General features: G+C 66.0%; 21 protein-coding genes and 1 pseudogene. 17 read left to right on the forward strand and 5 right to left on the reverse strand.

Going from position 1 to position 22,306, the window contains the following annotated elements; translation table 11 throughout:
* Nucleotides 1–6: 6 nt before the first annotated feature.
* Both RKE50_RS01040 and RKE50_RS01045 read right to left on the reverse strand, forming a co-directional pair.
* Entirely contained in the window at nucleotides 7–2,031 is a 2,025-nt protein-coding gene (locus RKE50_RS01040) for a hydantoinase/oxoprolinase family protein (protein WP_350033663.1), read from the reverse strand.
* Between the two features lie 383 nt (nucleotides 2,032–2,414).
* Nucleotides 2,415–3,380 (reverse strand): LysR substrate-binding domain-containing protein, encoded by a 966-nt coding sequence (locus RKE50_RS01045; RefSeq protein ID WP_350033664.1) that lies wholly within the window; start codon nucleotides 3,378–3,380, stop codon nucleotides 2,415–2,417.
* Nucleotides 3,381–3,500: 120 nt separating this feature from the next.
* Here RKE50_RS01045 and RKE50_RS01050 point away from each other — a divergent pair, with 120 nt between their 5' ends.
* The 6 genes and pseudogenes from RKE50_RS01050 to RKE50_RS01075 all read left to right on the forward strand — a co-directional run bounded on the left by RKE50_RS01050 (nucleotide 3,501) and on the right by RKE50_RS01075 (nucleotide 9,282).
* Nucleotides 3,501–4,967 (forward strand): NAD-dependent succinate-semialdehyde dehydrogenase, encoded by a 1,467-nt coding sequence (locus tag RKE50_RS01050; RefSeq protein WP_350033665.1) that lies wholly within the window; start codon nucleotides 3,501–3,503, stop codon nucleotides 4,965–4,967.
* Nucleotides 4,964–6,301, forward strand: a complete 1,338-nt coding sequence (locus tag RKE50_RS01055; RefSeq protein WP_350033666.1) for an aminotransferase — start codon at nucleotides 4,964–4,966, stop codon at nucleotides 6,299–6,301. Before RKE50_RS01050 ends, RKE50_RS01055 begins: the two co-directional genes overlap by 4 nt.
* 36 nt (nucleotides 6,302–6,337) lie before the next feature.
* Nucleotides 6,338–7,290 (forward strand): annotated as a pseudogene (locus RKE50_RS01060) (acyl-CoA dehydrogenase family protein).
* A gap of 126 nt (nucleotides 7,291–7,416) precedes the next feature.
* Nucleotides 7,417–8,283: an SMP-30/gluconolactonase/LRE family protein gene (locus RKE50_RS01065; RefSeq protein ID WP_350033667.1), complete on the forward strand. Its 867-nt coding sequence runs from the start codon at nucleotides 7,417–7,419 to the stop codon at nucleotides 8,281–8,283.
* Between the two features lie 76 nt (nucleotides 8,284–8,359).
* Nucleotides 8,360–8,815 carry a GNAT family N-acetyltransferase gene (locus tag RKE50_RS01070; RefSeq protein ID WP_350033672.1) on the forward strand — a complete coding sequence of 152 codons (456 nt, stop codon included), beginning with the start codon at nucleotides 8,360–8,362 and terminating at the stop codon, nucleotides 8,813–8,815.
* Between the two features lie 125 nt (nucleotides 8,816–8,940).
* On the forward strand, nucleotides 8,941–9,282 hold the full coding sequence (locus tag RKE50_RS01075; protein WP_350033673.1) for a pentapeptide repeat-containing protein: 342 nt from the start codon (nucleotides 8,941–8,943) through the stop codon (nucleotides 9,280–9,282).
* A gap of 7 nt (nucleotides 9,283–9,289) precedes the next feature.
* On the opposite strand, the gene RKE50_RS01080 is transcribed toward RKE50_RS01075, so the two are convergent.
* Nucleotides 9,290–10,357, reverse strand: coding sequence for a DUF2333 family protein (locus RKE50_RS01080; RefSeq protein WP_350033675.1), 1,068 nt, complete (start codon nucleotides 10,355–10,357; stop codon nucleotides 9,290–9,292).
* Nucleotides 10,358–10,359: 2 nt separating this feature from the next.
* Nucleotides 10,360–10,812 carry a copper chaperone PCu(A)C gene (locus tag RKE50_RS01085; RefSeq protein WP_350033677.1) on the reverse strand — a complete coding sequence of 151 codons (453 nt, stop codon included), beginning with the start codon at nucleotides 10,810–10,812 and terminating at the stop codon, nucleotides 10,360–10,362.
* 108 nt (nucleotides 10,813–10,920) lie between these two features.
* Here RKE50_RS01085 and RKE50_RS01090 point away from each other — a divergent pair, with 108 nt between their 5' ends.
* From RKE50_RS01090 to coq7, 10 genes are all read left to right on the forward strand, one after another.
* Nucleotides 10,921–12,696 (forward strand): protein-disulfide reductase DsbD family protein, encoded by a 1,776-nt coding sequence (locus RKE50_RS01090; protein ID WP_350033679.1) that lies wholly within the window; start codon nucleotides 10,921–10,923, stop codon nucleotides 12,694–12,696.
* A gap of 156 nt (nucleotides 12,697–12,852) precedes the next feature.
* Nucleotides 12,853–13,293, forward strand: a complete 441-nt coding sequence (gene aroQ / locus RKE50_RS01095; RefSeq protein WP_350033681.1) for a type II 3-dehydroquinate dehydratase — start codon at nucleotides 12,853–12,855, stop codon at nucleotides 13,291–13,293.
* A gap of 37 nt (nucleotides 13,294–13,330) precedes the next feature.
* The gene (gene accB / locus RKE50_RS01100; protein WP_350033683.1) at nucleotides 13,331–13,801 is read left to right on the forward strand and encodes an acetyl-CoA carboxylase biotin carboxyl carrier protein; all 471 of its coding nucleotides are present in this window, start codon (nucleotides 13,331–13,333) and stop codon (nucleotides 13,799–13,801) included.
* A 29-nt stretch (nucleotides 13,802–13,830) separates the two neighbouring features.
* Nucleotides 13,831–15,174 carry an acetyl-CoA carboxylase biotin carboxylase subunit gene (gene accC / locus RKE50_RS01105; protein ID WP_350034389.1) on the forward strand — a complete coding sequence of 448 codons (1,344 nt, stop codon included), beginning with the start codon at nucleotides 13,831–13,833 and terminating at the stop codon, nucleotides 15,172–15,174.
* 22 nt (nucleotides 15,175–15,196) lie between these two features.
* Nucleotides 15,197–16,096 (forward strand): 50S ribosomal protein L11 methyltransferase, encoded by a 900-nt coding sequence (gene prmA, locus RKE50_RS01110; protein WP_350033685.1) that lies wholly within the window; start codon nucleotides 15,197–15,199, stop codon nucleotides 16,094–16,096.
* 85 nt (nucleotides 16,097–16,181) lie between these two features.
* A complete protein-coding gene (dusB, locus tag RKE50_RS01115; protein WP_350033687.1) occupies nucleotides 16,182–17,168 on the forward strand; it encodes a tRNA dihydrouridine synthase DusB in 987 nt (328 codons plus the stop codon).
* On the forward strand, nucleotides 17,165–17,494 hold the full coding sequence (gene fis, locus RKE50_RS01120) for a DNA-binding transcriptional regulator Fis (protein WP_350033688.1): 330 nt from the start codon (nucleotides 17,165–17,167) through the stop codon (nucleotides 17,492–17,494). Before dusB ends, fis begins: the two co-directional genes overlap by 4 nt.
* Nucleotides 17,495–17,513: 19 nt before the next feature.
* Nucleotides 17,514–19,088, forward strand: coding sequence for a bifunctional phosphoribosylaminoimidazolecarboxamide formyltransferase/IMP cyclohydrolase (gene purH / locus RKE50_RS01125; protein ID WP_350033689.1), 1,575 nt, complete (start codon nucleotides 17,514–17,516; stop codon nucleotides 19,086–19,088).
* An 11-nt stretch (nucleotides 19,089–19,099) separates the two neighbouring features.
* Nucleotides 19,100–20,386 (forward strand): phosphoribosylamine--glycine ligase, encoded by a 1,287-nt coding sequence (gene purD, locus RKE50_RS01130; protein WP_350033690.1) that lies wholly within the window; start codon nucleotides 19,100–19,102, stop codon nucleotides 20,384–20,386.
* A 26-nt stretch (nucleotides 20,387–20,412) separates the two neighbouring features.
* Complete coding sequence (coq7, locus tag RKE50_RS01135) at nucleotides 20,413–21,102, forward strand: 2-polyprenyl-3-methyl-6-methoxy-1,4-benzoquinone monooxygenase (RefSeq protein ID WP_350034390.1); 690 nt, start codon at nucleotides 20,413–20,415, stop codon at nucleotides 21,100–21,102.
* A gap of 7 nt (nucleotides 21,103–21,109) precedes the next feature.
* Here coq7 and RKE50_RS01140 read toward each other — a convergent pair whose 3' ends face one another.
* The gene (locus RKE50_RS01140) at nucleotides 21,110–21,541 is read right to left on the reverse strand and encodes an OsmC family protein (protein ID WP_350033692.1); all 432 of its coding nucleotides are present in this window, start codon (nucleotides 21,539–21,541) and stop codon (nucleotides 21,110–21,112) included.
* A 113-nt stretch (nucleotides 21,542–21,654) separates the two neighbouring features.
* Between RKE50_RS01140 and crp the strand changes: the two genes are divergently transcribed.
* Nucleotides 21,655–22,299, forward strand: coding sequence for a cAMP-activated global transcriptional regulator CRP (gene crp / locus RKE50_RS01145; RefSeq protein WP_350033693.1), 645 nt, complete (start codon nucleotides 21,655–21,657; stop codon nucleotides 22,297–22,299).
* Nucleotides 22,300–22,306 lie beyond the last annotated feature (7 nt).

Genomic DNA, 22,306 nt, shown 5'->3' on the forward strand with positions numbered 1-22,306 from the left:
CTCCGCTCAGTTGAGGGTAATGACCAGTGAGCCACGCTCGTTGACGACACCTTCCGAATCGGGAGGTAGTACGGCACAGGCGTGATCGTATTCAATGATGCAGGGGCCGGAGAGCGGCTTGTCGGCGCCGAGGACATCACCGTCATAAACGGGACAGTTGATCCACTCGCCGTCGAAATAAACTTCCCGCTCACCTTTGTTAATTTCTGCCCCCTCGACCTTCTCCATATCAAGGAGGGGGGGAGAGGTCATCTTGCCAACCGCCGTAACGCCCAGAGAAACGAATGCCGGCGCAAAATCGTCTGAACTGACACCGAACTCCCGTTCATGCGCCTCATGGAACGCCTGTTCAATCTTCGGGAGCTCGGAGCTGCTGATTTTCCCGCTTTCCACTTCAACATCGACCTCGTAGGACTGACCCACATAGCGCATCTGGGCCGAGCGCTGAATCTCGATATCGGCTTTGGAAGTAACGCCCTGCTCGGCCAGTACGGCGACCGCTCGCTGCTCAAGCTCGTCGAAGATACTGTTGATTTTCTTGATGTCAGCCTCAGCCACTGGGGTGTAATAGAACGCTTCAAGGTCCTGCCGCAGGTTCATCGCCGTCGCGCCGAATGCCGAGGCAACGCCCGCGAACGGGGGAACAATGACTCTCGGAATATTCATTGACTGCGCCACGAACGCAGCGTGCAGGGCGCCGGCACCGCCAAAACTTGCAAACACGAAGTCCCGCGGATCGCGACCACGCGATACCAGCATTTTCTTTACCGCCTGCGCCATGTACTCGCAGCCGATCCTGATCATCCCTTCCGCGGTCTCGAGCATGGAGAGGCCTATCTGTTTCGACAGACGCTCCATTGCTTTCTCAGCGGCAGCGATGTCCAGGTTCATCTTGCCTCCCAGCGTGTGCTCGAGGCGCCCCAGGATGAGATTGGCATCGGTGATCGTCGGTTCGGTCCCCCCCCGGCCGTAGCAGACCGGGCCCGGCTCGGACCCGGCGCTCTGCGGACCCACCCGCAGCGAACCGCCCGAATCCACCCAGCCGATTGAGCCGCCGCCCGCACCGACACTGTGAATGTCCAGCATCGGGACGATAACGGGAACCTCCCACTCGAGTTCGTGATTCCGGGTAATCAGGCCCTTCCCGTGCTCGACGATCGAAACGTCGAAACTGGTACCGCCCACGTCCGAGTGGAGGATTTTCTCAAACCCGCCGTGCTCCGTGAGATAACTTGCGTAGGCGACACCGCCGGCCGGCCCGGACTCGAGCATGTCCTCGGGGTGCTGGCGCGCCAGGGAGGAAGACATCACGCCACCGCTGCTCTTGAGTATCAGAAGAATCCCGCTGAAATTGTACTTGCCCAGCCTCGCCTCGAGATCGTCGATGTACTTCGCCATAACGGGCATGAGGGCCGAGCGGATGGCGGTTGTTGTAAAGCGGCCATGCTCGCGAAATACCGGGCGCGTCTCGTGAGAGGTCACTACGTGGATGTCGGGGCAGTACTCCTTGAGAATGCGAGCGGTCTCAAGCTCATGCTCGCCGTTCTTGTAGGAGTTGATGTAGCCGATACCGACTGACTGAATACCGGAGTCCTGGATCTTCTCGGCGACCGCGCGGACTGCATCTGTGTCCAGGGGGCGGTCGATGCCGCCGTCCACATTTATCCGCTCAGGTATGGCAAAACGGAAACGACGCTTGATGATCGGCTTGGGCTTTTCCTGATAGGGATCATAAAGGTGCTGGCGGTGCTGCCGGCCGATTTCGATCGTATCGCGGAAACCTTCGGTAGTGATGAAAGCGGCATCGGGGTAACTGCGCTCGATCAGGGCATTTGTCGCCGTCGTCGTGCCATGCATCAAGTGGCTGATTTCGCCGATATCTATATCGGCCTGGTGGATAGCCTCGACAACTGCGATCGACCTGTCCTGCTTCGTGGTGAGTACCTTTGCCGTTACCTGTTGCCCTGTCTTTGCGTTCCAGGCGAAAAGATCAGTAAAGGTTCCACCAACGTCTACACCAACTCGCCACATTCGTCGTTATCCTCCGGAGTCGTCGCTATCCCGCTTTTCCAGGAACCCCACTGAATATTCATGAGAAAGTGAAATTCCCCTCGTCAGATTTCACCATTGTATAAATTTTGAGGTATGTCAATAGAAAGTTTTGCTGTGGCAACTGGACTACAGCGCAGAAGAAGGCACTCGCAGTGTTTGGCAGCTGGCTTCATGGTCCGAGGCAAAGCCGACCAGAACGGGCTAACAGTCACACTTTTTCAACTTGCCGGCCAAATTTCATCGGAGTGAAACTCCGCGTTTGAGTGAAAGATTCCGTCTCCCGGCAGCATGCGACAGCATCCAGCCTGTGAGATGCGCCAGGCCCTGACGCCTGCGCCGACCAAGCGAACCTTTCCCCGGGGCTATTGAGGCGGGCGAGCTGGAAGTAGCCCGTGGCGCTGCTCGCGGATGAAGGTCTTCAAGTGCAAGGCGAGGCCGACGCTTGCATCGCGTCGGGTGGCCCCCAGCCTGCTGACAAGCTCGATCGAGCGATCGCCGGAGAGCCCGCGCTCGCTGACGACGGTCAGCTTCCCGGCCCTCGCATGCTCGGCAATTTCGAGCCCGTCGGCCAGGGCAACGCCAAGACCCAGTCGCGCGGCCTCAATCGCCTGATAAGCATCCGTTACATACAGCGAGGCCATGCCTTCGGGTAGGTCCACACCCTCCTGGTGTGACCAGCGCTGCCAGTGGCGATGACGGTCGTGTATCAGAGGTAGCGTGAGAATTTCGGCCGGGCTTTTCGGTGCACCGAAGCGCGCCAGCAGTTCAGGACTGGCAACCGGCAACAGGTTCTCCCGATACAGCGTATCAATCCTGCGGGTCCGGGCGTCCATCGGGCTGCCGAAGGTCACGGCCAGGTCCAATGATTCAGGGAGCTCAGTAGAGGCCGGGGCAAGGTTGACAAGTTCCAGTTCGATGGTTGGGCGGGTGCGGCGAAAGCTTTCCAGCCCCCGCAGCAACCAGGTCATCGTCACCGACGGCGTGGAACCGATTCGGAGCCGAGCGTCTGCCTGGCCCTGCGCAACAACGGCGAGTGTATCGCCAAGGTCATCAAATACCTGCCCGAGCCTCGCGGCCAGCGTCCGACCGGCCGCGGTGAGCTGCAGCCGCCGCCCCTGGCGATCGACCAACTGTGCGCCCGCACGTTCTTCGAGAAGGCGAAGCTGACGACTGACAGCGCCATGGGTGACGCCCAGCTCCCGCGCCGCTGCCTGCAAGGTACCGCAGCGTGCAAGCACCTCCAGATGCCGCAGCCCGTTCAGTGGCAACAGCCGGCGGTCCCGACTGCTGACTGCGGCCGGCGGTGACCCCGACGAATTCACATCCACAACATCAGCTCACGCCTGTCTATTGTGAGTTTTACTGACAAAATATCAGAGAATAAATCGTTTTTATCAATATTTTTCTCCGATTAGTCTCCGGAAACGGTGAGCCGGAGACGCAGATCGATGCAAACGCTACTGACAGATGCCGATGACCGCCTTCAACCGCGATTAGTCATTGCGGGTCGATGGTGCGACGCCGAAGGAAGCGCCCGGTCCGCGGTGGTCAACCCCGCCACCGGCAGGACCATCGGTGAGTTTGCCTGCGCGGGTGGCGCCGACGCGATCAGGGCGGTGGATGCAGCCACCGCGGCGCTGGCAGAGTGGCGATCCCTCAGCGCACTGCAGCGGGCAGACCATCTGCAGCGCTGGTACGAGATGGTTTTGTCGAGCAGAGAATGGCTCGCCACTACGATCACCCTGGAGCAGGGCAAGCCGCTGAAGGAGGCACGCGCCGAAATTGACTACGCCGCCAGCTTCATACGCTGGTTTGCTGAGGAGGGACGCCGCATCTACGGCGAGACCATTCCGGCCGACGGCCCGGGAAGGCACCTTACGGTGAGCCATCGGGGCATCGGTGTCTGTGCGGCAATCACGCCGTGGAACTTCCCTGCCGCCATGGTTACCCGGAAAGCGGCACCCGCGCTGGCAGCCGGGTGCACGATGGTTCTGAAGCCCGCGGAGCAAACACCACTGACGGCGCTCGCCCTGGCGCGGCTGGCGCTGGAGGCCGGCATAGCACCAGGAGTGTTCAACGTCGTTACTGGACCACCGGTGGAAATCGGCGCGGTGCTGACCAGGGATCCGCGCATCCGAAAACTCTCGTTCACCGGTTCCACCGCCGTCGGCAAGAAACTTATGGAGGCATGCTCATCAACGGTAAAGCGCCTGTCACTGGAGCTCGGCGGTAACGCACCCTTCCTGGTTTTTGATGATGCCGATATCGAGCTGGCCGTTGAAAGCGCGATGCTCGCCAAGTTCCGCAATAGCGGCCAGACCTGCGTTGCTGCCAATCGTTTTCTGCTCCACGAGAGCATTGCCGACCGCTTCGTCAGCAGGCTTCTCCGCAGCATGGAAGGGCTGGTGGTCGGTCCCGGCATCGAGGACTCCTCCCGGCTCGGCCCCCTCATCAACGATGCAGCGGTCGGAAAAATCGAGCGACTTCTCGCAGACGCCACGGCGCGGGGCGCTGAATTGCGCACGGGCGGCAAGCGGCACCGACTCGGCCTCAGCTTTATTGAACCCACGCTGCTTGAGAGCGTGGACCCGCAAGCAGCAATCATGCAGGAAGAGGTCTTCGGGCCGGTGGTCCCGGTCACAACTTTCAGAGACGAACAGGAGGCCGTAGCGCTCGCCAATGCCACTGACTCCGGCCTCGCGGCCTATGTCCATACGCGGGACGTCAGCCGCTCACTGCGACTTCACGACGCGCTGGAGGTTGGAATGCTGGGGCTGAATACCGGCCTCGTGTCAAATGCCGCCGCTCCCTTTGGCGGCATCAAGCAGTCGGGGTTCGGCAGGGAGGGCGCTCGACAGGGCATTCAGGAGTATGTCGATACACGCCTGCTTTGCGTGGGCGGCGTCGACCGATGAGCAGCGTCATCTACCCGAGCACCAACCCCGCTGCAACCGAGCAGTGGCTGAGTCAGCGCGGTGAAGGCGTCTACGTTTTCGACGACAAGGGGAAGCGCTATCTTGAGGCGCTCTCCGGCCTCTGGTGCAACGCCCTCGGCTATGGAAACCAGGAACTGATAGAGGCGGCAAGGGAACAGATGCAGACCCTCGCCTATAGCCACCTCTTCGGCGGCCGCAGTCACGCACCGGCCATGAGGCTGGCGGAGGAGCTGGCGGCGGTTGTACCCGTGCGGTCTGCTAAGAGTTTTTTCGGTACCAGTGGCTCCGACGCCAACGATACGCACTGGAAGCTGCTTCGCTACTACTTCAACGCTATCGGGCAACCGCAACGCAGAAAGCTGATCGCCCGTGAGGGTGCCTATCACGGCGTTACCGTTGCTGCCGCAGCGATGACAGGGCTGCCCATTAACCACCAGCATTTTGATTTGCCCATGGAAGCGCTTGGCATCGTGCGCGCCCCCGGCATGCACTATTACCGGGAAGCGATGCCGGGCGAGTCTGAGCTGGATTTCTCCTCACGACGCGCGTCAGAGCTTGAGACGCTCATCGACCGCGAGGGCGCGGAAACCATAGCCGCCTTCATCGCTGAGCCCGTCAATGGCGCCGGCGGCGTCATCGTGCCTCCGCGCGGCTATTGGGAGAAGATACAGGCGGTGCTGCGCCGCCACGGTATCCTGTTCATCGCGGACGAGGTCATTACCGGCTTCGGCCGCACCGGCACGGCCTTCGGCTGCGCAACCTACGACATTGAACCGGACATGATGACTGCGGCCAAGGCCCTGACATCAGGCTACCTGCCGCTCTCTGCTTCGATTGTCCGCGGTGACCTCTACGAGGCGATGGTAGAACCTGCCGCCAACGTCGGCGCCTTCGGCCACGGATACACCTACTCGGGTCACCCTGTCAGCTGCGCAGTGGCGCTAGCAACGCTACGGATCTACCGCAGGGACCGGGTTTTTGAGCACGCGGCAAAAGTCGGACGCTATTTCCAGCGGCGGCTCGGTCGACTCTCGGACCATCCGCTGGTGGGAGACGTACGGGGCGTAGGGTTGCTGGGCGCGCTGGAGCTGATGGAAGATCCGGCGAGGAAAAAACCTTTCGCCGATAACACTGTCAGCCAGTTTATGCAGCAAAGCGCGATGCGCCATGGTGTCATCGTTCGCTCACTCGGCCCCACCATCGCACTCTGCCCCCCGCTCATCATCACGGAAGCGCAGGTCGACGAGCTTGTCGTCGCTCTTGAAGCTGCCCTCGACGACTCGCTCGAGTTCGCACGGCGCGGCGCCCGCTGAGGCGGTGCCGCGCCCTTCGAAGAATACTCAACCCGGATGCACACCCAGACTATGAGTCCCGCTTGGCAGAAGATGGATTGGAAAGACCCCCTCGGTCTTGAGCGACAACTCAGTGGCGAGCAGCTCATGATCCTGGAGAGTGCGCGCGCTTTTGCGCAGGAGGTTCTGGCGCCGCGAGTCCGGGCCGACTTTCGGTCCGGGGTTATTGACAGATCTATCTTCGAAGCCATGGGTAACCTGGGGTTCCTGGGATCCACCATCGACAGCTACGGGTGCGCGGGCGTTGACTATGTCAGCTACGGCATCATCGCCAGGGAAATCGGACGCATTGATTCAGGCTACCGCTCCATGATGAGCGTGCAGTCCTCGCTCGTGATGTTCCCGATTTACGCCTATGGAACAGAAGCGCAAAAGCAACAATACCTGCCAGGGCTTGCACGAGGAGAACTGATCGGCTGCTTCGGCCTCACCGAGCCGGATCATGGCTCTGACCCCTCCGGCATGACGACTCGAGCGCGCTCCGTCGAGGGCGGTTACCGGCTTTCAGGCACCAAGCAGTGGATCACCAACAGCCCCATCGCCGATGTGTTTATCGTCTGGGCCAGGCTCGACAGCGGGGATATCGGCGGTTTCATTCTGGACCGGGAGGCAGCTGGTCTCAGCGCGCCTGAGATCGACAGCAAGCTCGGACTCAGAGCGTCGATCACCGGTGAAATCGTGATGGAGAATGTCTTCGCCGGTCATGAAAGCCTTTTGCCCGGGGCCCGCGGACTCAAAGGGCCATTCGGCTGCCTGAATAACGCGCGTTACGGGATTGCCTGGGGCGCTCTCGGCGCGGCAGAGGCATGCTGGGAGGCAATGGAATCTCTGACGAGTGCCCCGTCATGCGTCACATGGTTAACCTTGAGGCAGTGAATACCTATGAAGGAACACACGATATTCATGCACTGATACTGGGCCGCGCGCAGACGTGCATTGCCGCGTTCTGACTGCACGCACAGCCACGACGCGCAATCACTTGCACATAACACTTTGTTCATGCAAGGAAGCAACGGCCGGGCCTACCGCCGCGGTTGACTGATACTCACCACGATCCGACAGGAGGCTGACCAGCCATGAAGACCAATATGTTAAGAGTGCTTGTGTTCCTGACTCTATCCGGTGCGGCTGAACTGAAGGCGAGCGAAGATACCGACGCGGCCTTCGACGCGCCTGAACAGGCGCACTGGCATCGGCAATCAGAAACGTGGTTCGTCTCGAACCTCGGCGGTGGAATCTCCTTGGAGCGGGACGGCTATGGCTGGATCACTCGACTAGACAAAAGCGGCAGGGTAGTCGATTCCCGCTGGCTCTCGGGACTTGACGCTCCCACCGGTATGGATTCCCGCGGAGGGCGACTCTACGTCGCGGACAGAAATAGACTGCTTGTCATCTCGATCGCCGAAGCATCAATCGAAAGCACCGTGCTTCTCCCCGAAGCTCGTTTCCCGAACGACGTGGCGGTTGACGGCAACGGCGCCGCCTACGTCTCGGACTTCACCGGTCACCGCATTTTCCGCGTGGCCGACGGAAAGGCAGAAGTCTTTCTCGACGACCCGGAGCTTCGCTACCCGAATGGTCTTCTCGTCGATGGGGACGAGTTGCTCATAGCAACCTGGGGGGAGATGCTGGATCCGTCTTCATTCGCGGTTTCGCAACCCGGAACGCTGCTCAAGGCGGACCTGAGCACAGGTTCCCTGTCAGCCTACGCTGACGGCCGCCCCACCGGGAGCATGGATGGTATCGTAAAGGTGGGCGAGTACATTTATGCAACCGACTGGTTAGCAGGCGCAGTGCTGCGTATTGCAGCGGACGGCGCCTTTACCCGGGTGTTGTCGGGCCTTGAGAATCCGGCTGACCTTGGCTATCGGCCGGACACACAGCAATTGATGATCCCCGAGATGGCAACCAACCGCGTCCTGATGCTTCATATTTCACCCTAGGCGGCATCGCGCCTTGTGAATCGCCGCACCGGAACGGTGGGCAGCAAACCTTCCTGGGATGGGGAGTCCTGGAGCCATGAACACCAGCTATTCAACGCAACCGCTTCACCCGAATGACCGGGCCGATTGGCAACCACTCTTCGAAGGCTATGCGGCCTTCTACGAAGTCCCCGTCTCAAAGGCGATCATTGATCGCGTCTGGAACTGGCTGCAAGAGCCGTCCCACCCCGTCGAGGGCCTGTTAGCAAGGGATAGCAAAGGCGTAGCACAGGGGCTGGTCCATTTCCGCGCATGCCCACGTCCTCTGGGCGGCTGCTACATCGGGTTTGTGGACGATATGTTTGTCAGCCCTTATGCGAGAGGCACGGGAGTCGCGGATGCGATGTTTGATGCCTTGGCAGAGATTGCGGCATGCCGGGCGTGGCCCGAAATCCGGTGGGTAACACAGCACTTCAACGACCGGGCGCGACGCTTCTATGATCGCTATTCATCAGGGCCGAGCGACTTCATCATGTACCGGTGGAATCAATAATCAGGTCAACAGCGACTCCAACCGCAGCGCCAGCGTCAACCCCCCGGTGCCCATGACTGGGTTTCCGCGCTTCACTACCGTAAGCTACCACCCCAAGGGCTTTCAACCTTGCACCGGGACCCCCCATGACCAAACCCGTCATCAAATCCGACCCCCTCTATCAACTCCTCCGCCAGGAGGACATCAAGGGCTTCAACGAGCAGCGCGACAAGCTGGATACGAGCCAGTTGAAGAGCGGCGACTACCGCGGCCGTGACCTGCGCAACATGAATGCCGCCGGGCTGGATTTCTCGGATTCCTACTTCCGCAACGCGGACCTGTCGGGCGTCGACTTCCGCACCACCAACCTCGAGGGAGCGAGCCTGCTGGACGCCAAGCTCTCGGGGACGTACTTCCCGGCGGAACTCTCCGCCGAGGAGATCCGCCTGTCGCTGGATACGGGCACCCGGCTGCGCTACCAACGCTAGCCGCGGGTCAGCCCTGGGCGAGCAAGTCACGGAGATCGATGATCGCCGCGTTGGCGCGGGCTAGGTAGGAGGCCATCACCAGGGAGTGGTTGGCGAGGAGGCCGAAGCCGGTGCCGTTCAGAATGAACGGGCTCCAGACGATGGCCTGGGTGCCCTCCAGCTCACGGATAATCTGCTGCACGCTCACCCGGGCGTTCTTCTTTTCGAGAATCTCGGCAAAGTCGATCTCCACCGCGCGCAGGAAATGAATGAGCGCCCAGGCGCTGCCGCGGGCCTCGTAGAAGACGTCGTCGATTTCGGTCCAAGGGGTGCGTACCTCCATTTCGCCCGGTGCAGCGGTGGACTGGGTAGCGCTCGCATCGCCGGCGAGGTCCGTGTTCAGGCGGCGCTGACCGACGCTGGCCACCAGCCGCTGCGACAGGCTGCCGAGGCGGGAGTTCACCGTTGTCAGCCATTCGCGCAGATTGTCGGCGCGGGCATAGAACTGCGCGTCGGCCTGCTCTTCGTCGACCAGGCGCTCCAGGTAGTTCCGGAAATACTTGAGCCCCTTGCGGTATTCCGACTCGGAGGGCGGCAGCAGCCAGCTGTCGGTCTGGAAGTTAAGGCGCGGCTCGCCGAGGGCGAGGTCCGGGTCTTCCTTGGACTGGGACTGGGAGCGGGAGAGAACCTCCCGGAAGGCCCGGCCGAGATCCCGGCTCTGGATGAGGACGCCGTATTCCCAGTGCGGCATGTTGTCGAGGTAAAGGCCCGGCGGCATACGGTCGTTGTAGAGAAAGCCGCCGCGCTTATCGAGGAGCGTATCGACCACGCCGATGAGCGTGGCGGTGGTGACTGCGCCGGTCACGTCGCTGCGGCCGGCGGGCACCAGTTCCGCCGTTTTCACCTTCACGTCGAACTCGGACGGCGCCACGCTCCAGACGAAACCGAGGATGATCACGATCACGGCGTAGATCGCCAGCAGGACACCGAGGAAGCGGAGCCAGTTGCCCCGCGGCAGGTAATCGTCAGCGAAGTTCTGCAGCCGCTGGCGGAGGCCGGGCTTCTTCGGGGTCACGTCAAGGGTGTCGTCTGCCATGATCAGTGCTCGTGGTGTTGGCCGCCTGCCGGGGCGTCGCGGCGCACGGCGGCTTCGGCGCAGCTGGGTTCGCCCTCGTCGGTGATGAGACAGAGGCGCACGGTTTCACCCGGGGCGGGCATGCGCGCGAGGTCCTTGAGCATCAGGTGCAGGCCGCCGGGTTCAAAGCTGGCGCTCTCGCCGGGAGCCAGCGGCAGGACCGCAACGGGCACCATGCGCATCGCACCGCCCTCGGCGCGGCTCTCGTGCAGCTCCGTCCGGCCGGCGCCGCTGGCTGCCGCGCCGACGATGCGCACGGCCTCACTGCCGTTGTTGGTCACGGTCAGGTAGCCGGCAGTCATCGACTGGGTCGGCGGCAGCGCCCGCACCCAGGCGCCCTCGACGGTGAGTGGGTCGGCGATTGCTGGAGCGGCAAGCACCGCGCCCAGGACAAGAAGGTGCAGGGGTCGGAACACGCGGAAAACCTCGATAGCTGTCTGGCGGGCGCACGCCGCGCCCGAGCCCCGATCATAACATCCCGACGCACGGGCGGCGCGTTGGGGGGGCGACGAGGCGCTGCTACAATGCGCCTCCTTCTCGATCCTCCGGGCCCCGGCTCCATGCGCGCACTCCTCGCAGCCCTCCTGCTCCTTTTCGCGACGGTCACCGCCGTGACGGCCACCCGGGCCGCGGGGCCGCTGACGGCCTCACCGCAGGCGGGCTCGCCCTTCGCGAGTCTGGAGCAGGACTTTCTCCCGGTGGAGGAGGCTTATGTGCCCGCCGTGGAGCTGCAGGACGACGGCACGCTTCGCCTGTACTGGCAGATCGCCCCCGAGTACTACCTCTACCAGCACCAGTTCGCCTTCTCGCTGAGTGATGCGCGGGCTGACGTGCCGCTGGAGGCCGCACTGCCGCCGGCACTCACGCGCACCGACGAGTTCTTCGGCGAGGTCGCGGTCTACTACGACAACGCCGATATCACGCTGTCTCCGGCCCGCCCGCTCGAGGGCACGGCGACGCTAACGGTGCGCTCACAGGGCTGCGCGGACGCCGGGCTCTGCTACCCGCCGCGGGACCAGGCCTTCCGCATCGACGCGGCCTCGGGGTCGATCAGCGAAATTGCGCTCCCGCGCCCGGGCCGGGCAGTGCCAGCAGCACCGCCCGCCGGGGCCGCTGGCGGCCTCCTGACCATGCTGCTGTTCGCGGCCCTCGGCGGGCTGATCCTCAACCTCATGCCCTGCGTGTTCCCGGTGCTCTCCCTAAAGGCGCTGGGCTTCGCCGCGGCCGAGCCCGCCGAGCGGCACCGCCACGCCTGGCTCTACGGCGCCGGGGTGGTGCTCAGCTTCCTGGTGGTGGCCGCGGCGCTCATCGCCCTGCGCGGTGCCGGCATGGCCGTGGGCTGGGGTTTCCAGCTGCAGTCGCCGGGCTTCGTCATCGGCCTCGCCTACCTGTTCGTCGCCATGGGCCTGTCGCTCTCCGGCCTGGTGCACTTCGGCGGGCGCTTCATGAACCTCGGCAACAGCCTGGCCAGCGATGGCGGCGACCGCGGCGCCTTCTTTACCGGCGCGCTCGCCGTGGTGGTGGCCAGCCCCTGCACCGCCCCGTTCATGGGCACGGCCCTCGGTTTTGCCCTCACGCAGCCGGCGCTGATCGGCCTCGCCGTGTTCGCCGCCCTCGGCGCGGGCATGGCCGCGCCCATGGTGCTGCTAGGCCACAGCACGCTGGCGCGGCGCCTGCTGCCGAAGCCCGGGGCCTGGATGCAGCGCCTGCAGCAGCTGCTCGCCTTCCCGCTCTATGCCACCGCCCTGTGGCTGTTCTGGGTGGCCGGGCGCCAGTCCGGGGTGGATACGATGACCGCGGCCCTGGGCGGCGCGCTCCTCCTCGCCCTCGCGCTGTGGCTGTGGAGCACCGGCGGCTGGCGCCGGGGTGCGGCTCTGCTCGCGCTCGTCGCCGCGGTGGCGGCGGGCAGCTACCGCGGCGAAGCACCGGCGGCGGGCGGCCCGGCCGGCGGGCACACCCCCTGGTCCGAGGCCGCTGTGCGCGAGGCCCAGGCGGCCGGCATGCCGGTGTTCGTGGATTTCACCGCGGACTGGTGCATCACCTGCCTCGCCAACGAGCGCACGGTGCTGGAGACGAACGCCGTCCGGGACGCCTTCGCGGCCCGCGGCGTGCGCTATCTCGTGGCGGACTGGACCAACCGGGACCCGGTCATCGCCGACTTCCTCGCCCGCCAGGGCCGCTCGGGCATCCCGCTGTACCTGCTCTATCCCGGCCGTGCCGGCGCCGCGCCCGTGGTGCTGCCCCAGCTGCTGCGCAAGGGCGTGGTCCTCGAGGCGCTGGAAGGCCTGTCGTCCACCTGAGGGGATGACCCCCGGCAATGTGTTCACCTCATATATTGCCGCGATAGTGCGGCTAAATTCGGGAAAAATCGCCAAAAACCCCGTTTGCGGTGGACAGGGCCCCCATCCTGATCCACACTGTGCCCTCTTGTGGAGCAACTCGGGCTTGCGCGCGCCATGGCCAGCATCCTCGTCCTGCACGGTCCCAACCTGAACCTGCTCGGTGAGCGGGAGCCGGCGGTCTATGGGCGCGAGACCCTCGACGACATCGATACGCACCTCGCCGCCGTGGCCCGCGATGCCGGCCACCACCTGCTGTCGCTGCAGAGCAATGCAGAGTCCGAGCTGGTGGAGCGGGTGCACGATGCGCGCCGCGAGGGGGTGGATTTCATCCTGATCAACCCGGCCGCGTTCACGCACACGAGCATCGCCCTGCGCGATGCCCTGGCGGCGGTGGCCATCCCCTTCATCGAGGTTCACCTGTCGAACGTGCACGCGCGCGAACCCTTCCGCCACCACAGCTATTTTTCCGACCTCGCACGCGGGGTCATCTGCGGGCTCGGGGCCCAGGGCTATGAACTCGCCCTGCAGGCCGCGCTGCGCCAGCTGGATACCTGATACCGACAACGCTTTTTTTCATTACAGGAACGCCGCTATGGACATTCGCAAGGTCAAGAAGCTGATCGAGCTCCTGGAGGAGTCGAACATCGACGAGATCGAGATCCAGGAAGGGGAAGAATCCGTGCGCATCAGCCGCAACGGCTCCCGGGTACAGTATGCGCCCGCCGGCTACGCACCGCCGCCCCCGCCGCCGGCCCATCCCGCTCCGGCAGCCGCGCCGCAACAGCCGGCCGCGGCCGCCCCGGAGCCGGCCGCGGCGCCGGAGGAGAAGGGCCACCTGGTGCGCTCGCCCATGGTCGGCACCTTCTACCGCTCGCCGTCGCCCTCCTCGTCGCCATTCATCGAGGTGGGTGCCACGGTGAAGGAGGGCGACGTGCTCTGTATCGTCGAGGCCATGAAGATGATGAACCAGATCGAGGCGGACAAGTCGGGCACGGTCGCCGCGATCCTCGTCGACAACGGCGAGCCGGTGGAATATGACCAGCCGCTCGTCTCCATCGTCTGATCGAACGGCCACGAGGTAACCCCATGCCCATGCTGGAAAAGGTGCTCATCGCCAATCGCGGCGAGATCGCCCTGCGCATCCTGCGCGCGTGCAAAGAGCTCGACATCCCCACGGTGGCGGTGCACTCGAGCGCCGATACGGAACTCATGCACGTGCGCCTCGCCGACGAGGCCATCTGCATCGGTCCCGCCGGCTCCTCCCAGAGCTACCTGAACGTGCCGGCGATCATCAGCGCCGCGGAAGTCAGCAATGCCGACGGCATCCACCCCGGCTACGGCTTCCTGGCCGAGAACGCCGACTTCGCCGAGCAGGTGGAGAAAAGCGGCTTCACCTTCATCGGCCCGCGGGCGGACACGATCCGCCTCATGGGCGACAAGGTCTCGGCCATTGCCGCCATGAAGGCCGCCGGCGTGCCCACGGTACCCGGCTCCGACGGCCCGCTGCCGGACGACCCGGACGAGATCCTCGCCATCGCGCGCAAGGTCGGCTTCCCGGTGATCATCAAGGCCGCTGCCGGCGGCGGCGGCCGCGGCATGCGCGTCGTCCACAACGAGGCGGCCCTGCTTAACTCCGTGCAGGTGACCAAGTCCGAGGCCGGCGCGGCCTTCGGCTCCGAGGTGGTCTACCTCGAGAAGTTCCTGCAGAAGCCGCGGCACGTCGAGATCCAGGTGATCGCCGACGGCCAGGGCCACGCCATCCACCTGGGCGACCGCGACTGCTCCCTGCAGCGCCGGCACCAGAAGGTGATCGAGGAAGCCCCGGCGCCGGACATCGACCCGCACCTGCGCGAGCAGGTGGCGGACGCCTGCGTGAAGGCCTGCATCGATATCGATTACGTCGGCGCCGGCACCTTCGAATTCCTCTACGAGGACGGCGGCTTCTACTTCATCGAGATGAACACGCGGATCCAGGTCGAGCACCCGGTGACGGAGATGATCACCGGCATCGACATCGTGCACGAGCAGCTGCGCGTGGCCAGCGGCCTGCCCCTCTCCGTGACCCAGGAGGAAGTACGCTTCCGCGGGCATGCCATCGAGTGCCGCATCAACGCCGAGGACCCGCACACCTTCATGCCCTCGCCGGGCACCATCAGCACCTATCACCCGCCCGGCGGCCCGGGCATCCGGGTGGACTCGCACATCTACGACGGCTACACGGTGCCGCCCTTCTACGACTCGCTCATCGCCAAGGTCATCAGCTACGGCGAGACCCGCGACAGCGCCATGGCACGCATGCGCCAGGCGCTGGACGAGCTCATCGTCCAGGGCATCCGCACCAACACGGCGCTGCACCGGGACCTGGTGCGCGACAGGGCCTTCCAGGCCGGCGGCGTAAGCATCCACTACCTAGAAAGCAAGCTCGAGGACCACTAGTGGTGCCGGCACGGACGGTGCCGTGAGCTGGCTGCAGCTGCGGCTGGACACGGAGCCGGACGCGGCCGCAGCCCTCGAGGACGCGCTCCTCGCCGCCGGCGCGGTGGCCGTTACCCTGGAGGACAACGCGGACGAGCCGGTCCTGGAGCCGGGCGTCGGCGAGACCCCGCTCTGGCGCCGGACCCGCCTCACCGGCCTGTTCCCTGCCGATGCGGACATGGACGCCGTGCTCGCGGGGCTCGACCCGGCGTTCACCGTCGACGCCACGCCGCGGGTCGAGATCCTCGAGGACAAGGACTGGACCCGGGAGTGGATGCAGCACTACCGCCCCATGCAGTTCGGCCCCCGCTTCTGGGTCTGCCCGAGCTGGCTGGCCCCGCCGGACCCCGGGGCGATCAACCTGCTGCTGGACCCGGGGCTCGCCTTCGGCACGGGCACGCACCCGACCACGGCGCTTTGCCTCGGCCAGCTCGCCGAAGCCGTTGCCGGCGGCGCGCGGGTGGTGGATTACGGCTGCGGCTCCGGCATCCTCGCGGTGGCCGCGGCGAAGCTCGGCGCGGGGCCGGTGCTCTGCGTGGATAACGACCCGCAGGCGCTCCTGGCCACCGCGGATAATGCCACCCGCAACGGCGTGCCGCTGGACGCTCTCACCATCGCCCTGCCCGGTGACTACGACGCCGGGCCCTGGACGGGCGAGAGCGACCTCGTGGTCGCCAACATCCTCGCCGGCCCGCTGCTCGAGCTGGCGCCGGTGATCACCGGTTTCCTCCGTCCTGGCGGCGTGCTCCTGCTGTCGGGGCTGCTGGCCTCGCAGGCCGCCGCGCTCATCGAGGGCTATGCCGGCCGGCTGCCGCTGGCGGTCGCCGGTGAACAGGAGGGATGGGTGGTACTGCGCGGGGTGCTGCCTGCCCGGCAAACGTGACTGTTGGCGCGTTTTTAGGCGGTCAGGCTTTAACCAGTTGCGACGCTCGCGTATCATCGCCCGTCCCCTGTCAGACGGCTGACCCATGATCCGCATCGGCGACTACACGCTGGCAAACCGCGTTGCCCTGGCCCCCATGGCCGGCGTCACGGACCTGCCTTTCCGTCGCCTCTGCACCCGTTTCGGCGCGGGCTATGCGGTCGCCGAGATGGTCACTGCCGACCCCTCCCTCCGCGACTCCCGCAAAAGCCGCCTGCGCAGCCGCCACGATGACGAGGCCGAGCCGCGGGCCGTGCAGATCGTCGGCGGCGACCCGGCCATGCTCGCCGAGGCAGCCCGCTACAACGTCGCTCTCGGCGCCCAGGTCATCGACATCAACATGGGCTGTCCGGCGAAAAAAGTCTGCCGCAAGGCCGCGGGGTCGGCGCTGCTCGCCGACGAGGCGCTGGTCGCGGACATCCTCCACGCCGTGACCGCGGCCGTGGACGTGCCCGTCACCCTGAAAACCCGCACCGGCCCCACGGCGAAGCGGCGCAACGGCGTGACCATCGCTCGCATCGCCGAGGACGCCGGCATCGCCGCCATCGCGGTGCACGGGCGCAGCCGCGCCTGCGCCTTCGGCGGCGAGGCCGAGTACGACACCATCGCCGCCATCGCCGCCGCGGTCGACATCCCGGTCTGGGCCAACGGTGACATCGACTCGCCGGCAAAGGCGCAGCAGGTGCTCGCCCACACTCGGGCCGCGGGCGTCATGATCGGCCGCGCCGCCCAGGGCCGGCCCTGGCTCTGCGGCCAGGTCGCCGCCCGCCTCGACGGGCGCCCGGTACCGGCCACCCCGGACCGGGACACGCAGTTCGCCGTGCTCAGCGAGCACCTGGCCGCACTGCACGCCTTCTACGGCGACTTCCTCGGCCCGCGTATCGCGCGCAAGCACGTGGGCTGGTACCTCACCGATGCCGGGATATCCGCCGCTATCCGGCGCCAGTTCAACCGCCTCGAAACGCCCGCGGAGCAGCTCGCCCTGCTCGCGGAACTCGCGGCCCAACGGCCAATGCAGGACCTGGCAGCATGACGAAGAACAGCAGCACCGGTAGCAAGACCAACAGCAGCACGAACAGCAAGAAGAACGCCGGCGCGGTGCCCGCCGTGCCTGCGACCGACGCCACGCCCATCGACGCCACCGTACGCACCTCCGTCCGCCAGTACCTCGCCGAGATCGACGGCGAACTGCCGACGGACTTCTACCAGCTGGTCCTGTCGCAGGTGGAGGCGCCGCTGCTCGAGGAGGTCATGCGCCACACCCGCAACAACCAGACCCGCGCGGCGCACCTGCTCGGCCTCAACCGCGGCACGCTGCGCAAGAAACTGCGCCTGTACAGGCTCTACGGCGAACCCTGACACGAGGAACAGCTCAACCATGACAGAAAGCCACCCGGTGCGCGTCCGGCGGGCGCTGATCAGCGTTTCCGACAAGACCGGCATCGTCGCCTTCGCCCGCGGCCTCGCCGATCTCGGTGTCGCCCTGCTCTCCACCGGCGGCACCTACCGGCTCCTCACCGGCGAGGGGCTCCCGGTCACGGAAGTGGCGGAGCACACGGGCTTCCCGGAGATGATGGACGGGCGGGTGAAAACGCTGCACCCGGTGATCCACGGCGGCATCCTCGGCCGGCGCGGCACCGACGACGCCGTGATGGCGGAGCACGGTATCGCCCCCATCGACATGGTGGTGGTCAATCTCTATCCCTTCGAGGCCACGGTCGCCCGGCCCGGCTGCACCCTCGAGGACGCGGTGGAGAACATCGACATCGGCGGGCCGACCATGGTCCGCGCCGCCGCCAAGAACCAACGCGACGTGGCCATCGTGGTCAATGCGCAGGATTACGACCGCGTGCTCGAGGAGCTGCGGGCCAACGACGGTGCAACCACCCTCGAGACCCGCTTCGACCTCGCCATCCGCGCCTACGAGCACACCGCCGCCTACGACGGCGCCATCGCCAACTACTTCGGCCAGCGCGTGCCGGGTGGCAGCGAGGGCTTCCCGCGGACCCTGAACCTGAGCTTCAGCCAGGTGGAGGCCATGCGCTCCGGCGAGAACCCGCACCAGCGCGCCGCCTTCTACCGAGAGCACAACCCGGCCGAGGCCGGCGTTGCCACCGCGCGGCAGCTGCAGGGCAAGGCACTCTCCTACAACAACGTGGCCGACACCGACGCGGCCCTGGAGTGCGTAAAGAGCTTCAGCGAACCCGCCTGCGTGATCGTGAAGCACGCCAACCCCTGTGGCGTCGCCGTGGCCGGCGACCTGCTGGCCGCCTACGAGCGCGCCTTCGCCACGGACCCGGAATCCGCTTTCGGCGGCATCATCGCCGTGAACCGGGAGCTCGACGAGGCTACGGCGAAGGCCATCGTCGAACGGCAGTTCGTCGAGGTCATCATCGCCCCATCAGTGAGCGACGGTGCCGCGGCCGCCATCGCCGGCAAGAAGAACGTGCGCCTGCTGGCCTGCGGCGAGTGGCAGGCGCCGGTGCCGGCCATGGACTACAAGCGGGTCACCGGCGGCCTGCTGGTGCAGGACCGGGACCTTGGCGCCGTGGGCGCCGCCGACATCAAGGTGGTGACGAAGGTCGCGCCGAGCGAAGAACAGCTGAAGGACCTGCTGTTCGCCTGGCGCGTGGCCAAGTTCGTCAAGTCCAACGCCATCGTCTACGCCGGCGGCGGACAGACCGTGGGCATCGGCGCCGGGCAGATGAGCCGGGTCAACTCCGCGCGCATCGCCGCCATCAAGGCCGAGCACGCGGGGCTGCCGGTGACCGGCTCGGTGATGGCCTCCGACGCCTTCTTCCCCTTCCGCGACGGCATCGACAACGCCGCGGCCGTGGGCATCGCCGCGGTGATCCAGCCCGGCGGCTCCATCCGTGACGACGAGGTCATCGCCGCGGCCGACGAGGCCGGCATGGCCATGGTCTTCACCGGCATGCGCCACTTCCGCCACTGAGGAGAACAGCTGTGAACGTACTCATCATCGGCAGCGGCGGGCGCGAACACGCCCTCGCCTGGAAAGCGGCCCAGTCGCCGCAGGTCGACACGGTCTTTGTCTGCCCGGGCAACGCGGGCACGGCCCGGGAGCCGGGCGTGACCAACCTCGCCATGGACCCCATGGACTTCTACAGCCTGGCGGACTTCGCCTCAGGCCTCGGCGGCGTAGAGCTGACCATCGTCGGTCCGGAGGCGCCGCTGGTCGCCGGCATCGTCGACGAGTTCCAGGACCGCGGCCTGCGCTGTTTCGGCCCGAGCGAGGCGGCAGCCCAGCTCGAGGGCTCCAAGGCCTTCAGCAAGGATTTCCTTGCCCGCCACGGCATCCCCACCGCAGCCTACGCCACCTTCAGCGAGCTGGAGCCGGCGCTGGCCTACCTGCGCGAGCAGGGCGCGCCCATCGTCGTCAAGGCCGACGGCCTCGCCGCGGGGAAGGGCGTGGTGGTTGCCGGGACCCTCGAGGAGGCCGAGGCCGCGGTGCGCGACATGCTCGAGGGCAATCGTTTCGGCGGCGCCGGCGCGCGGGTGGTCATCGAGGAGTGCCTCGACCGCGAGGAGGCGAGCTTTATCGTCATCGCCGACGGCCGCAGCGCCTTGCCCATGGCGACGAGCCAGGACCACAAGCGCATCGGCGACGGCGACACGGGGCCGAACACCGGCGGCATGGGCGCCTACTCGCCCGCGCCGGTGGTGGACGAGGCCCTGCACCAGCGCATCATGGACGAGATCATCATGCCCACGGTACGCGGCATGGCCGAGGACGGCCGACCTTACACCGGCTTCCTCTACGCCGGCCTCATGATCACCCCCGCCGGCGACCCGAAGGTCATCGAGTTCAACTGCCGCTTCGGCGACCCGGAGACGCAGCCCATCCTGCTGCGCCTGCGCTCGGACCTCGTCGAGCTCTGCGAGCGGGCCCTTGACGGCGACCTCGCCGGCGCCAGCGCGGACTGGGACCCGCGGCCGGCCCTCGGCGTGGTCCTCGCCGCCGGCGGCTACCCGGGGAGCTACGACAAGGGCGCGGTGATCAGCGGCGCCGACGAGGCCTTCGGCGACGCGGTGAAGATCTTCCACGCCGGTACCGCCGAGGAAGGCGGCCAGCTGGTCACGGCCGGCGGGCGGGTGCTCTGCGTCACCGCCCTCGGCGATGACGTGAAGGCAGCGAAGGAGGCGGCCTATGCCGCCGCGGAGCACATCCGCTTCGACGGCCTCACCCGCCGCAGCGACATTGGCTGGCGCGCTGTCGAGCGCTATAGTTGAAGCACATCGTGACCCTGCCGAGCGCCATGTCCAGCACCTCTTCCGCTACCCCCGGCACCCCTTCCAGCCCCCGGCGTCAGCGCCGGCTGAGCCTCATCGACCGCCTCATCAGCGAGACGGATACGGTCATGCGCACCCTCGCCAACCGCGGCAACACCGCGGGCCGTGAATCGCCCGCCGCCGGGCACAGCGAGACCCCGCTGACCGAGACCGAGCGCAGGCACGTGGCGGGGCTGATGCGCGTAAACCACACCGGTGAGGTCTGCGCCCAGGCCCTCTACCAGGGCCAGGCGCTGACCGCGCGCCTGCCCACGGTGCGCGAGGAGATGCAGGAGGCGGCCGCCGAGGAAGTGGACCACCTGGTCTGGTGCGCCGAGCGGCTGCGCGAGCTAGACAGCCACCCCAGCGTCCTCAACCCGGCCTGGTACGGCCTCTCCTTCGCCCTCGGCGCCGTCGCCGGCGCCATCGGCGACAAGGTCAGCCTGGGCTTCGTGGCCGCGACGGAAGAGCGCGTCTGCCGCCACCTGAAGGACCACCTCAAGGAGCTGCCGGAGGACGACCGCAAGTCGCGGCTCATCCTGCAGCAGATGCTCGAGGACGAGGAGCGGCACGGGCAGAACGCCCTGGATGCCGGCGGCACGGAGTTCCCCCGGCCCGTGAAGCAGGCCATGACCGCCGTCTCGAAAGCCATGACCCGGAGCAGCTACTGGGTCTGAGCACCGCTCAGGCGGCGGCATCCTCCTCGACGATCTCGAAGCTGTGGCTGATCGCCACGCCCGCGGCACCGAGCATGATCGAGGCGGAGCAGTACTTCTCCGCTGACAGTTCCACCGCCCGGCGCACGTGGCTTTCCTTCAGGCCGCGGCCGGTCACCACGAAGTGCAGCGTGATCTGCGTGAACACCGCCGGCACGGCATCGGCGCGCTCGGCGCTGATCTCCACCCGGCAGTCGGAGACCGCCTGGCGCGACTTTTTCAGCATCGACAGCACGTCGTAGATCGAGCAGCCGCCGGTACCGAGGAGGAGCATCTCCATCGGGCGCGGGCCGTGGTTGCGGCCGCCGAGGTCTTCCGGGCCGTCCATGACCACCGCGTGGCCGCTGCCCGACTCGCCCACGAACAGGGCGCCGTCGAGCCACTTCACTGTTGCTTCCATACAATCCGTTCCTTTCCGCCTGCCGGTTTCTCGAGGCGCGAAGCATAACCGCATTTTAACCGCGCCCGCGATGCAGTATTCTTGCGTCGGGATCAGAACAACAAGGGGCAACTGTGGTCAGGCCGCAGGTCAAGCAAAGTCTCCCTAGCGTCGAGAACTTTCTCCGCTACTTCGAGCAGAAGCAGTACCCGGCAAAGACGGTGATCCTCGCCGCCGGCGAGGCCAGCCGCAGCCTGTTCCTGATCCTCGACGGCTCTGTCTCCGTGATCGTGCAGGACGAGGAGGACGAGGGCCACAAGATGGTCGTGAGCTACCTGAACCCGGGGGAATTCTTCGGCGAGATGGGGCTCTTCGAGCAGGACGACCCGGAGCGCAGCGCCTTTGTGGAGGCGCGCACGGCCTGCACCGTGGCCGAGATCAGCTACGACCGCTACCGGCAGATCCGCGACAACTACCCGGAGATCCTCTTCGGTATCGCCCAGCAGCTGGCCAGCCGGCTGCGCCGGACCACCCTCAAGCTGCGCGACCTCGCCTTCGTGGACGTCTCCGGCCGCATCGCGCACACGCTGCTGGACCTCGCCCACCAGCCGGACGCCATGACCCACCCGGACGGCATGCAGATCCGCATCACCCGCCAGGAGCTCGGCAAGATCGCCGGCTGCTCCCGGGAGATGGCCGGGCGCGTGCTCAAGACCCTGGCCGAAAGCGGGCTGATCTCCGTCTCCGGCAAGACCATCGTGGTGTTCGGCACGCGCTGAGGCCGCG

The organism is Pseudohaliea sp. (genome assembly GCF_040217025.1).
Lineage (GTDB): Bacteria > Pseudomonadota > Gammaproteobacteria > Pseudomonadales > Halieaceae > Pseudohaliea.